The organism is Pseudotabrizicola sediminis (genome assembly GCF_004745575.1).
Classification (GTDB): Bacteria; Pseudomonadota; Alphaproteobacteria; order Rhodobacterales; family Rhodobacteraceae; genus Pseudotabrizicola; species Pseudotabrizicola sediminis.
Map to the genome: position 1 here is coordinate 1 of NZ_RPEM01000016.1, position 16,334 is coordinate 16,334.

Below are 16,334 nucleotides of genomic sequence, written 5' to 3' on the forward strand. Positions count from 1 at the left end.
GGTCATGATCTGATCGCGCACCGCCTCGGGGATGCGGTTCCAGACCCTGGAAGGGGAAGAGGACCTGTCCTCCAGCCCCTCCAGCCCATGCTCGACGAAGCGGGCATACCACCGGTAGAACGTGGTGGGCGGGATGCCGATCTTGGACAAGGTGCGCCTGACGGACAGATGCGACTGCTCCACCAGCCGGATGATCTCGAGCTTCTCAGTGGCAGGATACCTCATTCGTGGTCTCCCCCAGGCCCGGTCATGTTTTTTTTGAGCAGACGGTTTTCAAGGCTGAGATCGGCCACCAGTTCCTTCAGTGCCAAAGCCTCGGCGCGCAGATCCTTCACCTCGCCTGTGTTCGCCTGGCGGGCCGTATCACCGGCCAGCCGCTTCTTGCCGGCCTCGAGGAATTCCCCTTACGGCGAATGCAGGCATTCGCCTACCGGGCAACGCTTCGACCAGCTGTAATACAGGCTTTGGGCGATCCCTTCCTTCCGGCACAGCTCGGCAATGCTGTCTTCGCCACGAAGGCCGGACAGCACGATCCGGATCTTCTCCTCGGAAGAATGCAGTTTGCGCGTCGCGCGCCGGATGTCTTTCACAACCTGCTCCGCAGGCGCCTTCGTGCTCACGGGTTTCTTCATCATCTTCAACTCCATATGGGGTCAAGATGAGCCACAAACCCTCCGCTACGCAATCATCCTAAACTGTTCCATGGGCGCTGATGGCGGACATCCCAATGTGCTGATCACTGGGCATCAGGGCTTTTTCACACTGGAGGCAATCGAGGCGATCGCGGCAACGACCATCGCCAATGTGATCGCGTTCCAGCAGGACGGGGTGCCCCTGCATCCCGTTGCTCGGCCGGATTGAGATGCCGGCCGCGCTGGCCACCCTGCCGATCCTTGTTGTGATGCTGGCGATGGCCATTCTGAGCTGGCGCGCTAAACTGGCGGGGGGTGGCAGGGCATTGCGTAGCACTTGCAGTGGTTTTCTGGTGCGGACGTTCTGGTGGCAGCGACTGCAGCAGAAGCCGTAAGCAGCACGCTGTTAGTAAAGGCGAATGTCTGGCCCTTGCTGATTGTACTGACGTGATGGCGCACACGCATTGGTCAGTTGCGCCATCCTAAAACCAATAATTCTCAAGCCTTGCGCACTATGCCTTCGGCAAAGACAACGCAGGCCGTCCATGACCCCAGAAACACGATATCGGCGGCGAGGCCCATCGGAGGCTCTCCAGTGAGTACTTAGATGGGAAAAAAACACCATTTCCCGGCCGTGGCCCCCGTGCCGATCGCATAGGCGCGGATCACCCAGTTGCGGTGGTGGATAAAGTCGCGCTTGCGGCCAGTATCGCAAGAGCCAAAGCCACACCCAGAGCAATCCCAAACAGCCGCCGCCCGCAGTTGATCGCTACTGAATACGTATCGGGTAAGTGCAAAAGCAGGGATGGCTCGCTTATTGTGTCATGATGGCTTCTATTGATTGTGATTGGCTAACTCCTCGGTCCTGTTGACCGCGCTGGTTTGGTGGGATGGTGCAATCCGAATTCTTGACGTTGCTGGACGTTTCTTTTAAGATATTGAAATATAGTAGAAATTCTTATTTCTTTGTTGCCATTATCTCGTCCCAACTGTTCCATCCTTGATGATCACATAGACCCTCGGCGCTCTGCGTTTTTCATGGCAAGATCGGTTCTGAGGGACATTCGGAGCGGGGTGCGGACATGCTGATCCATCTTCACAAGCAGGCGACGACGACGCCGAAGGTTCGGGCAGCGATTCAGGCCAGCGTTGAGCCTGCGTCCGCCCTTGCGGAGCGGTTCGGCACGACCGAGCAGACGGTCTACAAGTGGAAGCACTGGGACACGGTGCATGACCGCAGCCACACGCCGCACCGGCTTCAAACGACACTTACGCCCGCGCAAGAGGCCGTGGCGGTTGTCCTGCGCAAGTCATTGCTGGTGTCGATCGACGACCTGCTCGCGGTGGTGCGGGAATTCCTCAATCCGGATGTCTCGCGCTCGGGCCTCGACCGCTGCCTGCGTCGGCACGGGGTGGGCAATCTGCGCGACCTTCAGGGACGCGACCCCAGACCGAAGCATAAGGCATTCAAGGCCTACGAGCCCCGCTATCTGCATGTGGACGTCAAGTATCTGCCTCAAATGGTTGACGAAACCTCGCGCCGCTACCTGTTCGTGGCCATTGATCGGGCAACCCGCTGGGTGTTCATCCGCATCTTCAAGGCCAAGACCGCCGCCAACGCCCGCTGGTTCTTGCGCGACTTGGAACGGGCCTGCCCAATCCGGATCAGGACGGTTTTGACCGATAATGGCAAGGAATTCACCGACCGCCTGTTTGGTCTGCGCAAACGCGAGGCCACCGGCAAGCACGAGTTCGACCAGCTCTGCGCAGACCTAGGAATCGAACACCGCCTCGCACCGCCGCAGCACCCTCAAACCAACGGGATGGTCGAACGCTTTAACGGCCGGATCGAGGAGGTGCTTCAATCCCACCACTTCCATTCAGGCGAGGAACTAGAAACCACGCTGCACCGCTACGTGCTGCTCTACAATCAGCAGCTTCCGCAGTCAGCCTTGGGCAGCAAGACGCCCTTGCAGGCGATGAGGGACTGGCACAAACTGAAACCGGAGGTGTTCAGGAAACAGCCATATCACCTTCCGGGATGTGACATCGAGTTAGGCCCGCTGGATCGCATCGTCCCGCCAGCCCCGAGAGAAGTAGGGCGTGAAGCTTTCCGAGGAGCGCCACGCCATCGATGCGCGAAATCCGCCAGCACCAGGACAGGGTGGTGGTGCCATCATAGAGATGGGCCTGCAGCGCAGGGGAGAGGGCTTTCATGCACCCGCTCCGTCGACCGAGATCCCGCGCCGGCGCAGACGCACGCCGTCATTCACGCGCAAGCAATAGCCAAAGGTCCGGCATGTTTCGCTCCACCTTACCAAAGAGTTGGAGCCTCCGGCATACCCGACACGGTTTAGAAATGGCATTAGAGGTCAACTGTGCATGGTGTCAGGACAGTCCGCACTGCTTGACTTTCAAAGATCACTTCCTTATTTGATTAATTAGCACTCGATAGCGCCGAGTGCCAGAGCGAGGTTCCTATCCCCTGCAGTTGCTTGGTGAGGTACCGGTCTCCCTTCCGACGGCTTGCCCAGACGCTGGTGCCGTTGTCGGCCGCTAGGTCGCTCGCTCTTGATGCTGCAAGTCGACACTGGGGGTTTATACCCGAACTCACGTCTGACCCGGTTCTGCTTGCCGCCTGTCCGAAACGCGGAAAGGAGTACGGCATGACAGCCAAGGAATTTTCATTCGACATCGAGGCGCGTAATCGAATGCTCGCAGGTGTTGACATACTTGCACGGGCGGTGGGCGTGACACTCGGCCCCAGAGGTCGGAACGTCGTTCTCGAGAACGGCAGGGGCACACCTCATATCACCAAGGACGGCGACACGGTCGCGCGGGCGTTCGAACTGAAGGACCGCTTCCAGAACATGGGCGCGCAGATGGTCAAGGAGGTTGCCTCTCGCACGAACAGCGAGGCTGGCGACGGAACCAGCACCGCAACCGTTCTTGCCCACGCGATCCTTCATGAAGGAGTGAAGCTGGTCGCCGGAGGAGCAAATCCGATGGACGTGAAGCGCGGAATTGACAGTGCTGCCGTTGCGACGGTCAATGCACTGCGTGCGGCAGCGCGGCCTGTGGATGGCCAAAGTGACATTGCCAAGGTGGGCACGATCTCTGCGAACGGAGAGGCTGACATTGGCGCACAGATCGCCGAGGCAATGGAACGGGTCGGGTCAGAAGGCATCATCACCGTCGAGGACAATCCGGGTCTTGCGACCGAAATCGAGATTGTGGAGGGCATGCAGTTCTCCAACGGATACCTGAGTCCGCATTTTGTAACTGACACCGAAAAGGCGCAGGTCGCTTTCGAGGATGCGCTCATCCTGCTCCACGATGGAAAACTCGGTTCCCTCCAACCGCTCTTGCCGATCCTGGAGGCAGTCATCCAGACTGGCCAACCGCTGCTGATCGTTGCCGAGGATATCGAAGGCGAGGCCCTGTCCGGGCTTGTGGTGAACAAGCTGCGTGGCGGGCTGAAGGTCGCGGCGGTGAAGGCGCCCGGTTTCGGGGACCTCCGCAAGGCGATGCTGGACGACCTGGCGACCGTCACTGGCGGCAAGGTTGTCAGCCGCGACCTTGGCATGACGGTCGATGCCGCAGGCGTCGAGATGCTGGGCCGTGTGCGGCGCGTCAAGATCACCCGTGAGACAACGACCCTGATCGGTGGCGCTGGAACTGCGGATGCGGTCAAGGCGCGGGCTACGCAGTTGCATCATGAACTGGACGAAATCCCGTCTGGACGTGAGGCCGAGGCTCTACGAGAACGACTGGCCAAGCTTGCGGGGGGTGTCGCCATTCTTCGTGTGGGCGGCACGTCCGAGACTGATGTGCGCGAGCGCAGGGACCGCGTCGAGGATGCCTTGAACGCGACGCGGGCGGCAGTCGAGGAAGGGGTTATCGTCGGGGGCGGTGTCGCTCTGGTGCGCGCGGGTCGCGCACTGGATGGGCTGACCGGGAATAACCTGGATGAGAACGCGGGCATCGCCCTTGTCCGCAAGGCGCTTAGCGCGCCATTGATCCGGATTGCCGATAACGCCGGGTTCGACGGAACATTCGTGATTGGCAAGGTGCGCGACGCTGAAACGGAAGGGTTCGGGTTCGACGCCGTGCGAGGTGATTACGGCGATCTTGCGGCGCGCGGCGTCATCGACCCTGTAAAGGTCGTGCGAATAGCCTTCGAAAATGCGTGCTCCGTCGCCGGCGCAATGATTACAACGCAGGTCGCCATCGCCGACACTGTTTCCGAGGACGAGGTGGGGGTCGCATGACGGCATCGCCGAGCAGTGCTTTGCCCGACCCCGTCACCCTGTGCCCCATTTGATGCGAGACTATGGCAATGAACCAGAAATTGAAGAATCTAATAGAGAGAGTGTTGATCGCCCGACCGGCTGCCACCGCCCAGGACATACGCAATCTCGTGCCAGCGCTGCGTGAAAAGAGCGACAGCGAGATCGAGAAACTTGTGACGCCTTTTCGCAACCGGCGTGCAAATGGTGCGCGATGATGCAGGCTCGCCGACTTGGGCCGCCGAGACGCGCCTCCCGACTTATCCTTTTCAACAAACCCTTTGGCGTTGTTTCCCAGTTCAGCGGTGATACATCGCCCGACGGACGCAAGACGCTTGGAGGCTGGATAAACTGCCCCGGTGTTTATCCCGCGGGACGTCTGGACAAGGACAGCGAGGGCCTGCTGCTTCTGACCGACAATGGGCCGCTTCAGGCTCAAATCGCCGATCCGAAGTTCAAGCTGCCCAAAACCTATCTCGTGCAGGTTGAAGGTGAGCCGGACGCGGAGGATCTCGAGGCGCTGCGCCGTGGCATTGCCCTGAAGGATGGTTTGACCCTGCCGGCAGAGGTGGAGCGCATCTGCCCCCCCGATCTCTGGCCACGCGATCCGCCGGTTCGGTACCGGAAGAGTGTTCCAGATTGCTGGCTGCGCCTGACTCTGCGGGAGGGCCGAAATCGCAAGGTCAGGCGGATGACGGCCGCGATCCATCATCCGACGCTTCGACTTGTGCGCTGCCGTATCGGGCCCTGGACTTTAGACGGCATCAGGCCCGGTACATGGCATGAGATCCGGCTGCGCGATGCGCGTGCCGCACTGGCACCGCCAACGACGATTGAGCTCTTGAGCGGCAAGGCCGATAAGAGGGCATCCCGAGAAACTCAGCTGAAAGGTGGCTGCACTGTGGAAGGGCGGCAATAACATGAGCGCATTGTTTGAAGAACTCGACTATTGCCCGACGCCAATCGGCGCGCTCAGTTTGCGCCGCCGTCGGGATCTGCGCCTTGGTGAGGATGTCTGGGAGATCATGCTTGGCGAGAAATTCCTGATGACCAGCCACTTCACGGTTTCAGAAGTGGCACTTGGCCAGCTGGGTGTCAGGGCTTGCAGGGGCGAGGGCCTTGACGTGGTGGTGGGGGGGGCTCGGTCTTGGCTACACGGCAGAAGCCGTTCTTGCCGAAGGTTCGGTCGCTGACCTCATTGTGGTCGAATACCTTGCCCCCGTCATCGAATGGCACGAAACCGGGATTCTGCCCATGGGAACCCGGCTGCCGAGTGATCCGCGCTGTCGATTGGTGGCGGGAGATTTTTTCGCGATGGCTCAGGGTGAAGGGTTCGACCCTGAAAGGCCCGCGAGGCAGTTCGACGCGATTCTCGCCGATATCGACCACGCCCCCGACCATCTGCTCGACGCGCGAAGCGACAGATTCTATCAGGTCGAGGGCCTGCGATCCCTGAAGCGTCACCTGAAACCCGGAGGCATCTTCGGCCTCTGGTCGAATGAAGTCACGGACCAGCGGTTCCTCGACAGGCTGGGCGCGGCGTTCCCCCAAGCTTGGGCGGAACCTGTCACCTTTGACAACCCTCTGACCGGACGGCCGTTTACGCAGACGGTCTATCTGGCGCGAACTGAGGTGGCATGAGCCCGATAAACTCGCAGACCCAGCGTACACCCGAAGTTCTCGGCCTTTCCTGCCCGGTCTGTGCGGCATCGGCGGAACCGTTCCTGTCTGTTGACGGGCATGACTACTTTCGCTGCCTGACATGTCGGACTCGGTTTCTTGATCCCGCGCAGCACCCCGCGCGCGACGCGGAATACGCGCACTACCTCCATCATGAAAACGACCCCGACGACCCATGCTATCGCCGCTTCCTGTCCAAGCTCGCGGAGCCGCTGCTGGCACGCCTTGAAGCTGCCTCGCGCGGGCTTGATTACGGCTGCGGTCCCGGCCCCGCTCTAGCTGTGATGCTGCGCGAGGCGGGGCACGAGGTGGCGCTTTACGATCCGTTCTTCGCGCCCGATCCGGCACCCCTGGGCGACACTTACGATTTCGTCACCTGTACCGAGGCGGCCGAGCATTTCCACCACCCGAGCCGCGAGTTTGCCCGTCTGCGCGATCTGGTCCGCCCCGGCGGTTGGCTCGCCATCATGACCTGTTTTCAGACCGAGGATGCGCATTTCGCAGCCTGGCACTACAGAAAGGACCCGACCCACGTGGTTTTCTACCGTGAAGAGACATTCCAAAATCTTGCCGACCGCTGGGGCTGGACCTGTGAAGTGCCGGTAAAGGACGTTGCCCTGATGCAACGCCCGAGGGTCTCCGCATGACCTCCTGGCACCACGAAGAGCGCCTGAAAGCGGTGCAAGAGGTCGTGCGGAAAAGCGGATCAGCCCGGGTGCTTGACCTCGGGTGCGGCGCCGGGGATTTGTTCGTGCGGCTTGCGATGGAGCCCGCCCTTGTGGAACTTGTGGGCATCGACATCTGCCGTGCGTCGCTTAACCGTCTGCGTGACAGATTGGTGGCAGGCAAGCCTTCGGTGCCCTGGATCGACTTGCGCAAAGCGTCGATGACTGAGCCGACGCCTGATCTGGCCGGTTTCGATTGCGCCATCCTCATTGAAACGATCGAACACATCGAACCTGAAGAATTGTCGAAGCTGGAGTGCGCGTTGTTCCAGACCATGCGGCCGAAAACGGTGGTGATCACGACCCCAAATTCCGAGTTCAATCCGTTGCTCGGTGTGCCGTCCTGTCGGATGCGTCATCCCGGCCACCGTTTCGAATGGGACCGGGCGCAGTTCCGTCGCTGGTGTGCAAGGGTGGCCAATGACACAGGCTACATCGCGGATATCCACAACATCGCTGGCCTGCACCCCGATCTTGGCGGCGCAAGCCAGATGGCTGTGTTCCAGATGATCCAGCCGGACACGCAGACGAATGCTGCCTGAGGGAAACATGACCGGACAAAAACCTTTGAAAATGAGCACAGAGAAAGACCTTGAGTCCGAACGGCTGATGCAGTGCCTTGCGCGGATCGACTCGAACCTCGGCGCAATCGGCGTCCGGCTGACGGATTATCAGCGCGACATTCAGGCCGCCCACGATCATATGTGGGAAGCTCGGCGCGACATGGACCATATCGACAAGATCGGCATGCGGCAGTCGATCGACCAGATGATGCGGTCGTCGGATGTGCTGCGCGCGCAGGCCAAAAAGCTCGAAAAGCTGCGCAAGTCGCCTTATTTCGGGCGTTTCGATTTCCGTCGCACCGACCGCAACGAGACGGCGGCGCATTACATCGGCATCCACGATTTCCGCGATGATGAAACCCAGGAGCCGTGGGTTTATGATTGGCGCGCGCCGGTGTCGTCCTTGTTCTACGACTTCGAGACCGGACCTGCGCAATATGTGGCCCCCTCGGGCACGATCCCTGGCGATCTGCTGCTTAAGCGGCAGTTCCGCATTCGAGACGGCGCGATGGACTTCATGCTGGATGTCAGCGTGAACATCGTCGATGACGTGCTGCAGGATGCCTTGGCGCAGGCCAGCGACGACGGCATGAAGAACATTGTCGCCACCATCCAGCGTGACCAGAACGCCATCATCCGCGACGCCGATGCCCACACGCTGATCATCCAGGGCGTCGCAGGATCGGGCAAGACCTCGATCGCGCTGCATCGCATCGCGTTCCTGCTTTATCGCTTCAAGGACACGCTCACTTCCTCCGACATCCTGATCATCTCGCCCAACCGGGTGTTTGCCGACTACATCGGCAACGTTCTACCCGAACTGGGTGAGGAAACCGTGCCAGAGATCGGGATGGAGACGCTGGCCAAGCAACTTCTGGGCAGCGGCATCCGGTTTCAGACCTTCTTCGAACAGACGGCGCTTCTGCTTGAGACAGATGACGAGGCCATGAAGGCGCGGATAAGGGCCAAGGCCACACAGGATTTCCTGCGCCAGATCGAGTCTTATGCGCAGCATCTTGAAAAGACCGCCTTCGTCGCCAATGATCTGACGGTCCGCAGGCGCCCCTTGCCCGGTTTCGTGTTCGATACGACATGGAACCGGCTGAAGCATCTGGATACCGCTGAACGCATCGTTGCCACAGGCAACGCGATGATCGAGCAGTTTCAGCAGCAATACGAGATTGAGTTGCGCAAGGAGGAACGCGCCGTCGTCCGCAGCGCCGTCCGCGGCATGGTGAACCGCCCGACCTTGCGCGCGGCCTACAAGGGGCTGCTCGATTGGATCGACCGACCAGATCTGTTCAAGCCGACCGGGGGAAAATTTGAATACGCCGATGTCTTCCCGCTGATCTACCTGCAGATGCTGACCGAGGGGGTGGAAAACCCCTACGCAGGTGTCAAACACCTGCTGGTTGACGAGATGCAGGATTACACGCCAGCGCATTACGCGGTGCTGGCGCGGCTGTTTCCCTGCCGCAAGACGGTCCTCGGCGACGCCACCCAGTCGGTGAATCCCTACAGCGCATCGACGGCAGAGCAGATCGAAAGCGTGCTGGAAGGCGCGTGGCGGGTAACGCTGAACAAGAGCTACCGGTCAACCTGGGAGATCATGGAGTTTGCGCTGAAGATCTCGCCCAACCCCGATCTGGTCGCAATGGAACGTCATGGGCCAGTGCCGGATGTGCGGGTCGTGAAAACTCCGCAGCAGGCGTTGGCCCGGATCGCCGCTGCGGTGGAGGAGTTTCACGACTCCGACCACACCAGTCTTGCGGTGCTGGCCAAGACGCAAGCTCAGGCCAAACGGCTGCACAAACATCTCGCCGAGGCTGGCGTTCAGGCCCGGCTGCTGGAAGAGGGAAGTTCCGGTTTTTCCACCGGCGTCATTGTCTGCACGCCCCATCTCGCCAAAGGACTGGAGTTCGACCGCGTCATGATCCCCGATGTCAGTGCGGCGGTCTATGCCACCGAAATGGACCGGAACCTGCTCTACGTTGCCTGCACTCGGGCGATGCACCGGCTCAGCCTGATCTCGGTGGGGGCACCGTCTGACTTCCTCGATGTGAAGCAACACGTCAATGCCTGACCGTGCGCGGGCCACATTGCAGAAAGCGTGGGCGAGGTCTGGCTTGGGCAAGGGGTGCGCTGGTTGATGGACAAATGCGGTCCTTTGACCTATATACTCTTTACGAACCAGCTGACCGAGGTCGTCGCCATGCGATGGCCGGGTGGCGTGTTTACCAAAAATCGTAAAACCATCGCACACGACCTGCGCCGACGAGGCAGCAGGTAGGGCTCTGCAAATATTGAACAGGGATACCAAGTGAGCTTAAAAGTAAGAATTCAGGAGAGAGACGTAGAAATCGTCGGAAAAGGTACGATCGATGGCGACGTCCCATTCTATTTCAAGGATCAGGGACACCGGTGGATGGTCCGGATTGGAAAAAACTGGACGATCAAGCAATTTGAACTGGTGGGCGATTCCGTTCCATCAATTTCCGCCGCGCGAAACAAGATGTACTGGGCAATTGCACAATTCCGGAACCAATCCCGAGATCGGGCCATCAATTGAGATGATACGATAGCCTGTTGTTTACGAAACGAAATCTGGTCGAAGAGGATAGAAAAATGCTTCATAAAATCGCCCTGATGGAAAGCATCAGCCGCAAGACCGCGGATCAACTGCATCAGTACCTGATGGATTTCGCTGAAAATACCCACCGTATGTTTTGGGTGGACAACCGCGCTTACGTCGAAGTCCACGCGACCAGGGATGCAGACCTGATCCGCCGCCAATTTCCGAACTTGGTCGCTGGAAACCCACGTTATACGTCATCCAATTTTCCGTGGTAAGACCGGAATACGCACTTTAGATTTGTAGCCATCTGGTCCGCACAGAAGGCGGCGTCCTTTCAAACCGACTTCGAAAGTCGATCTCGTGGCAGATTTTTCCGGCCCTCGTGACTTCCTGAATTTCAGATCCGAGGCTTCACAAAGGAGCCGATACCTGCGTTCAGCAAGCGGCGAGGCGTTCCTCCGGGCTGTTGCCGATACATGCAAGATACGCTTGAAGAGCATTTCGTCTGGCGCAGAGTTCTGGCGCGCACAGGTTGGACATGACTGGACGAGCGATGCCGATGGACGAAGGATCAGCGGCCCTCATTCCGAAACCCGCATGCGCCCATGGCAGGATCGCGCGTATGAAGGCCGGGTCAATGCGAAAGGAATTCCCTGCCTCTACCTCGCCACGACACGGGAAGTTGCGATGTCGGAGGTCCGCCCTTGGATCGGGTCCATCCTTTCTGTGGCCCGCTTCAGCCTTGCCCGGGACGTTACCGTTGTGGATTGTTCTAAATACCATGGGCTGGATGCTCCCGAGGTCGGATTTTCGGACTCGGATGAAGTAAGCGAGCAGGTTTGGTCGCACATAGACTATGCTTTTTCGCGCCCCGTCACGCGCAGCGACAACACGGCCGAATACGCGGCCACCCAGATCATCGCCGAGGTGTTCCGCTCGGAAGGCTATGATGGGGTCATCTATAAAAGTGCTTTCGCCACTACGGGTTACAACATTGCCCTGTTCGATCTCAACGCCGCGCTACAGACAGAGTCCTATCTTTTCCAGGTGAGCAAGGCGACATTCGACTTTCGCGAACTCACGCTTGATTGATACCGGATGCTGTCGCGTACAGGGTATGCCGCCGCACAACTTGTCCTCTTGGACCTTCATGATGTAGGCGCACTGCGGTGGCCAATCGATTCAGACTGGACTCGCGGGCCTTCATCGATTAGCGGTTTTTTGTGCGAGACTCCAACGTGACCACGTCACCGTTGCGCTTCTCGTTCCCAGCATCATCGTTGAATGTCAGGTTCGTGGCTCGTCGAGCAGCGGTCCGGTAGAGGTCAGGGAGGGTCATGTTTAGAAAAATCGTGTTGAACGAGCGGCTCAGTCGCAAAACCGTGGGGCATATTCACCGATATCTTTTCGACTTCGGTCAAGGCGCACATCGGGTTTTCTGGATTAATGAACGCGCCTATCTTGAAACCGATTGCGTTTCAGACCTCGACCTTCTCAGGGATCAGTTCCCGGCAATGATCGTCGCAGAGATCGACCAGAAATCGCACGAATCCCAAAGGTGAACGGACAGAACATAGAGCGGAGGGAAGAGCAGACGGTGGGAAAGATTTCAAGGAAAGCAAATCCGCCAGAGATCGTGGAGCGGGAACACGGCCGCTATATGATCAAGGCAGGATTACTTCAGAATACGATTGTTGCACGGGCATTCCCGAAGCCACCGTCGAAATTCCGCCACCTTGTCGCGGAGGCTTTTGGCAAAACTGCCGATGACGCTATTGAGCAGCTGATCAAAACACTCGAAGCCTTGCGTTCCGAACGCCGTTCGCTGAGACGCGACGATCCTTCTCTTCCCACTGGGGTTCCGACTTCGGATGAATATGCAGATGCATTGCGGAGCCTGTCTCCTGGTCCGAAACTGCTGCGCGCCCTTCATGACCACGCCCTGTCACGCAGGTGGGGGTTGCGCATGGCAGACCTCGCGACGGCTGGTGAATTTGCCACCGTGCAGGATTTGCTCAGTGCATATCAGAGACTCGGGACGGATATCCTCAGGGTGGTAGAGCAAGACGAAGGTCCGGATGTCGGTCTTCAGATTGTCATGTGCGGGATCAACGGCGACGGATCTCTTCCCAATGACATTGGCGCGCTGCAACCGGAACTGCAGGACGCTGTTTTGCGCCTCTTGGGCTCTGATCGACCATCGGTATAATTGATGGCGTTGGAAACCTTTGTCTTGAGACAAGAGGGGCAAATGACTTGCCAGCCCTTTTTGATGTTCCGGTCCGAGCCTTGGTATCATCTGCGTGGCGCCGAAGTTCTTTATCGGTCCTCGCTGTCAATGCTGAAAAAGTGCTCGCTCACATATAACCGGACGTCAGAAAACGCGTCAAGAAAACTGGTCACAGCTGCGCTTGAGCCAAGGGGTTGAGGGTGAAATCCATCAGAAACCGAATCCAGAGTCGGCGCATGCTGCAAATCGTGTGCAAGAAACCCGTTCGTTCTGCAAAGCCATATTCGGGCTTCTTTTCACCTACGGACAAAAGCTTAAAATGCTGAAAATAGAAGGAATTTCCTATTCTGTGGAAGGCCGTCCCCTGTTTGATCAGGCTTCCGCGGACATTCCGGCAGGCCACAAGATCGGGCTTGTCGGGCGCAACGGCGCGGGAAAGACGACGCTATTCAGGCTCATAAGAGGCGAATTGGCGCTGGAGGATGGGGAAATCCACCTGCCTCCCGGCAGTCGTATCGGTGGTGTGGCACAGGAAGTGCCATCCAGTGCCACGTCCTTGCTGGACACCGTATTGGGCGCCGACGCCGAACGCACTGCATTGCTGGCCGAGGCCGACACCACCAAAGACCCAATGCGCATCGCTGAAGTTCAGACACGGCTGGCAGATATCGACGCCTGGTCGGCCGAGGCGCGAGCGAGCGCCATTCTGAAGGGCTTGGGCTTTGATACACTGGCGCAGGGCCGCCCCTGTTCGGATTTCTCGGGTGGCTGGCGGATGCGTGTTGCCCTTGCAGGGGTCCTGTTTGCCCAGCCGGATATCTTGCTGCTGGACGAGCCTACGAACTATCTGGATCTGGAAGGTGCGATCTGGCTGGAGGATTACCTGCAAAAATACCCCCATACGGTGATCATCATCAGCCATGACCGCGCCCTTCTGAACCGAGCCGTCGGCGCCATCTTGCATCTGGAGGATGGCAAACTGACGCTCTATTCCGGCCCTTATGACCAGTTTGCCCGCCAGCGGGAGGAACAACGCGCGGTGCGAACTGCAAGTGCGCGCAAACAGGACATGCGGCGTGCCCATTTACAGGGCTTTGTTGATCGTTTTCGCTATCAGGCAAACAAGGCCCGGCAGGCGCAATCGAGGATCAAGATGTTAGAGCGGATGGTGCCGATTTCCGCCCCCGAGGATCGCGCCACAATCGCCTTCAGCTTTCCGGCACCCGAGGAAATGTCGCCCCCTCTGGTCACGCTGGAAGATGCCGCAGTGGGATACGATGGCCCGCCGGTTCTCAAAGGCATGAACCTTCGGATAGACCCGGATGATCGGATCGCCTTGCTGGGTCGCAATGGCGAAGGCAAATCGACGCTATCGAAGCTGCTGGCGGGCAAGCTGCCGCTGGCATCGGGACAAATGGCAAAATCGGGCAAGCTTCGGATCGGCTATTTTGCGCAGCATCAGGTGGATGAGTTGCAACTGTACGAGTCGCCCCTGCAGCATCTGGACAGGTTGCTGCCAACGGAAGGGAAGTCCAAGTTGCGCGCGCGACTGGCAGGTTTTGGGTTGGGTGCAGATCATGCGGAAACAATCGTGGACAGGCTGTCGGGGGGGCAAAAGGCGCGGCTGTCGCTGGTGCTGGCAACGCTGGACGCGCCACATCTGCTGATCCTTGACGAGCCGACAAACCACCTGGACATTGAAAGCCGCGAGGCATTGGTGGACGCGTTGACCAGCTATAACGGTGCCGTAATACTGGTCAGCCACGACATGCATCTGCTTGGGCTGGTTGCAGACAGGCTGTGGCTGGTCAATGCGGGATCGGTCGCACCTTATGAGGATGATCTGGATGGCTATCGGAGCTTCCTGCTGGGTATCGGAGCGCCTGTCGAGCCTCAAAAGGCCAAGGGTGCACCTCCGCAAAAACCGTCACGCGTTGTGTTTGCGCAATTGAAGGCCGAGGTGCGCGCCTGCGAAACACGCATCGCCACGCTAAATGATATGCGCGACACGCTGGCGTTGAAACTTGCCGATCCCGGCCTTTATGCACCTGACATGGAATCACAGGCACAGATCTGGCAATCAAAATATGCCGAAGTCATGGACGGTCTTGACCGCGCCGAGGCGCTTTGGGTCGCGGCATTGCAGGCGCTGGAGAACGCACAGGCAGCATCCTGACCCCCTAGCTCGCAGGCTCGCAGGCGAAGCAGCCCGATGCCGTCTGTCTGTCAACCGCTTCTTCCGGGTTTCTATTTGCGGCCGGATGGCCGAATAGGGCAACATGGTAAATTTTCTGATCTTCCTGAGAATAAACGCATCCTGGTTGGCCGCCGGATTTCTGCTGACCTTCACATCAAGTTTCGGGCAGACCTTCTTCATCTCGGTCTTTTCGGGCGACATCCGCGCAGAGTTTGGCCTGTCGAATGGCGAGTGGGGCGGGATCTATACCCTTGCGACCATGGCATCGGCCGTCGTCATGGTGTTTGCCGGGGGACTGACCGACAGATTCCGGGTGCGCCATATCGGGGTGATCATACTGGGCATTTTGGCCTTTGCAGTTTTCCTCATGGCGCAAGCAGGTTCCGTCTGGGTTTTGGTTCTTGCGATGTTTCTGTTGCGACTGATGGGCCAGGGCATGATGGGTCATACGGCAATGGTTGCAATGGCACGATGGTTCGTGGCAACCCGTGGCCGCGCCGTCTCGATTGCCGGGCTGGGCGTGGCGATGGGCGAAGGATTGTTGCCCATTACTTTTGTTGCACTGATGGGGGTCTTTGCCTGGCGTGATCTGTGGATAGGCGCGGGTCTGTTCCTGCTTTTGATGACGCCCGTACTGTTCGTGCTGCTGCGTCGAGAGCGCACGCCGATGTCCTTTGCTAAAGAGACGCATTCGGCGGGAATGCAAGGCCGTAGCTGGACCCGCGGCGAGGTTTCACGCCACTGGCTGTTTTGGATGATGGTCCCCGCCCTGCTGGGCCCTGCAGCCTGGAGCACTGCATTTTTCTTTCATCAGGTCCATTTTGCCGAAGTCAAAGGCTGGTCGCATGTGTCGCTGGTGGCGCTGTTTCCGATGTTTACACTAACCGGCATAATTACCATGCTTTCGACTGGCTGGCTGGTGGACAGGTTCGGATGCGCGCGGCTGGCCTCGGTCTATCTCTTGCCGTTTGCAGCCGGTTTTGGGGTTATAGCAGTGGCAGACGCACTATGGGTTGCGGGGCTGGGTGTCATCTTGATGGGCGTCGGGCAAGGCATGAACTCGACCCTCAGCACAGCTTTCTGGGCCGAGTTTTTCGGGACACGCCATCTGGGCACAATCCGCGCCATGACGGCGGCCATCATGGTTCTTGGCACCGCCATTGGGCCGGGCGTCAGCGGCGTGCTGATCGATCTGGGCATCGCGTTTCCCAGCCAGGCATACGGCATAGGGATCTACTTTCTTGTGGCAGGCATACTGGCCGGTATAGGCGCGTTACGGGCGCGTCTGCTGCTGCGTGCGCTGCCGGATGAAGCCCCGAGTAAGCGAACATCCTAAAATTTCTGCTGAAGATGCTGACTACATCAGGCCGCGCACGCAAAGCATATGACCGCATTGTTTGACGGACCCGGAGTTGCCGGCAGTCCAAGCCATCCCGTTGTCAA

At 58.9% G+C, this 16,334-nt stretch carries 15 protein-coding genes and 2 pseudogenes; 16 read left to right on the forward strand and 1 reads right to left on the reverse strand.

Annotated elements, in window-relative coordinates:
* Positions 1-635, reverse strand: a pseudogene (locus EEB11_RS17240) (helix-turn-helix domain-containing protein); the annotation flags it as partial.
* A 67-nt stretch (positions 636-702) separates the two neighbouring features.
* Here EEB11_RS17240 and EEB11_RS17245 point away from each other — a divergent pair.
* The 16 genes and pseudogenes from EEB11_RS17245 to EEB11_RS17315 all read left to right on the forward strand — a co-directional run bounded on the left by EEB11_RS17245 (position 703) and on the right by EEB11_RS17315 (position 16,227).
* Positions 703-861 (forward strand): hypothetical protein, encoded by a 159-nt coding sequence (locus tag EEB11_RS17245; protein ID WP_245298971.1) that lies wholly within the window; start codon positions 703-705, stop codon positions 859-861.
* Positions 862-1,714: 853 nt separating this feature from the next.
* Positions 1,715-2,680 (forward strand): annotated as a pseudogene (locus EEB11_RS17250) (IS481 family transposase); the annotation flags it as partial.
* Between the two features lie 618 nt (positions 2,681-3,298).
* The gene (gene groL, locus EEB11_RS17260; protein WP_135433501.1) at positions 3,299-4,903 is read left to right on the forward strand and encodes a chaperonin GroEL; all 1,605 of its coding nucleotides are present in this window, start codon (positions 3,299-3,301) and stop codon (positions 4,901-4,903) included.
* 68 nt (positions 4,904-4,971) lie between these two features.
* Positions 4,972-5,139 carry a hypothetical protein gene (locus EEB11_RS19660; protein ID WP_167852790.1) on the forward strand — a complete coding sequence of 56 codons (168 nt, stop codon included), beginning with the start codon at positions 4,972-4,974 and terminating at the stop codon, positions 5,137-5,139.
* The gene (locus tag EEB11_RS17265; protein ID WP_135433585.1) at positions 5,139-5,840 is read left to right on the forward strand and encodes a pseudouridine synthase; all 702 of its coding nucleotides are present in this window, start codon (positions 5,139-5,141) and stop codon (positions 5,838-5,840) included. Before EEB11_RS19660 ends, EEB11_RS17265 begins: the two co-directional genes overlap by 1 nt.
* 1 nt (position 5,841) lies before the next feature.
* Entirely contained in the window at positions 5,842-6,114 is a 273-nt protein-coding gene (locus EEB11_RS20075) for a hypothetical protein (RefSeq protein ID WP_245298972.1), read from the forward strand.
* A 61-nt stretch (positions 6,115-6,175) separates the two neighbouring features.
* Positions 6,176-6,562: a polyamine aminopropyltransferase gene (locus EEB11_RS20080; RefSeq protein WP_245298973.1), complete on the forward strand. Its 387-nt coding sequence runs from the start codon at positions 6,176-6,178 to the stop codon at positions 6,560-6,562.
* Entirely contained in the window at positions 6,559-7,248 is a 690-nt protein-coding gene (locus EEB11_RS17275) for a class I SAM-dependent methyltransferase (RefSeq protein WP_135433504.1), read from the forward strand. The genes EEB11_RS20080 and EEB11_RS17275 overlap by 4 nt, the downstream gene beginning before the upstream one ends.
* On the forward strand, positions 7,245-7,868 hold the full coding sequence (locus EEB11_RS17280; protein ID WP_135433507.1) for a methyltransferase domain-containing protein: 624 nt from the start codon (positions 7,245-7,247) through the stop codon (positions 7,866-7,868). The genes EEB11_RS17275 and EEB11_RS17280 overlap by 4 nt, the downstream gene beginning before the upstream one ends.
* A gap of 31 nt (positions 7,869-7,899) precedes the next feature.
* A complete protein-coding gene (locus EEB11_RS17285) occupies positions 7,900-9,972 on the forward strand; it encodes a HelD family protein (RefSeq protein WP_135433510.1) in 2,073 nt (690 codons plus the stop codon).
* Positions 9,973-10,514: 542 nt separating this feature from the next.
* Positions 10,515-10,739 (forward strand): hypothetical protein, encoded by a 225-nt coding sequence (locus tag EEB11_RS17290; protein WP_135433512.1) that lies wholly within the window; start codon positions 10,515-10,517, stop codon positions 10,737-10,739.
* An 85-nt stretch (positions 10,740-10,824) separates the two neighbouring features.
* Positions 10,825-11,556 carry an RES family NAD+ phosphorylase gene (locus tag EEB11_RS17295; RefSeq protein WP_135433514.1) on the forward strand — a complete coding sequence of 244 codons (732 nt, stop codon included), beginning with the start codon at positions 10,825-10,827 and terminating at the stop codon, positions 11,554-11,556.
* Positions 11,557-11,801: 245 nt separating this feature from the next.
* Complete coding sequence (locus EEB11_RS17300; protein ID WP_135433517.1) at positions 11,802-12,026, forward strand: hypothetical protein; 225 nt, start codon at positions 11,802-11,804, stop codon at positions 12,024-12,026.
* 35 nt (positions 12,027-12,061) lie between these two features.
* A complete protein-coding gene (locus tag EEB11_RS17305) occupies positions 12,062-12,673 on the forward strand; it encodes a hypothetical protein (RefSeq protein ID WP_135433519.1) in 612 nt (203 codons plus the stop codon).
* A 340-nt stretch (positions 12,674-13,013) separates the two neighbouring features.
* The gene (locus EEB11_RS17310; RefSeq protein ID WP_135433521.1) at positions 13,014-14,870 is read left to right on the forward strand and encodes an ABC-F family ATP-binding cassette domain-containing protein; all 1,857 of its coding nucleotides are present in this window, start codon (positions 13,014-13,016) and stop codon (positions 14,868-14,870) included.
* A 145-nt stretch (positions 14,871-15,015) separates the two neighbouring features.
* Positions 15,016-16,227, forward strand: coding sequence for an MFS transporter (locus EEB11_RS17315; RefSeq protein WP_354002107.1), 1,212 nt, complete (start codon positions 15,016-15,018; stop codon positions 16,225-16,227).
* Positions 16,228-16,334: the final 107 nt, after the last annotated feature.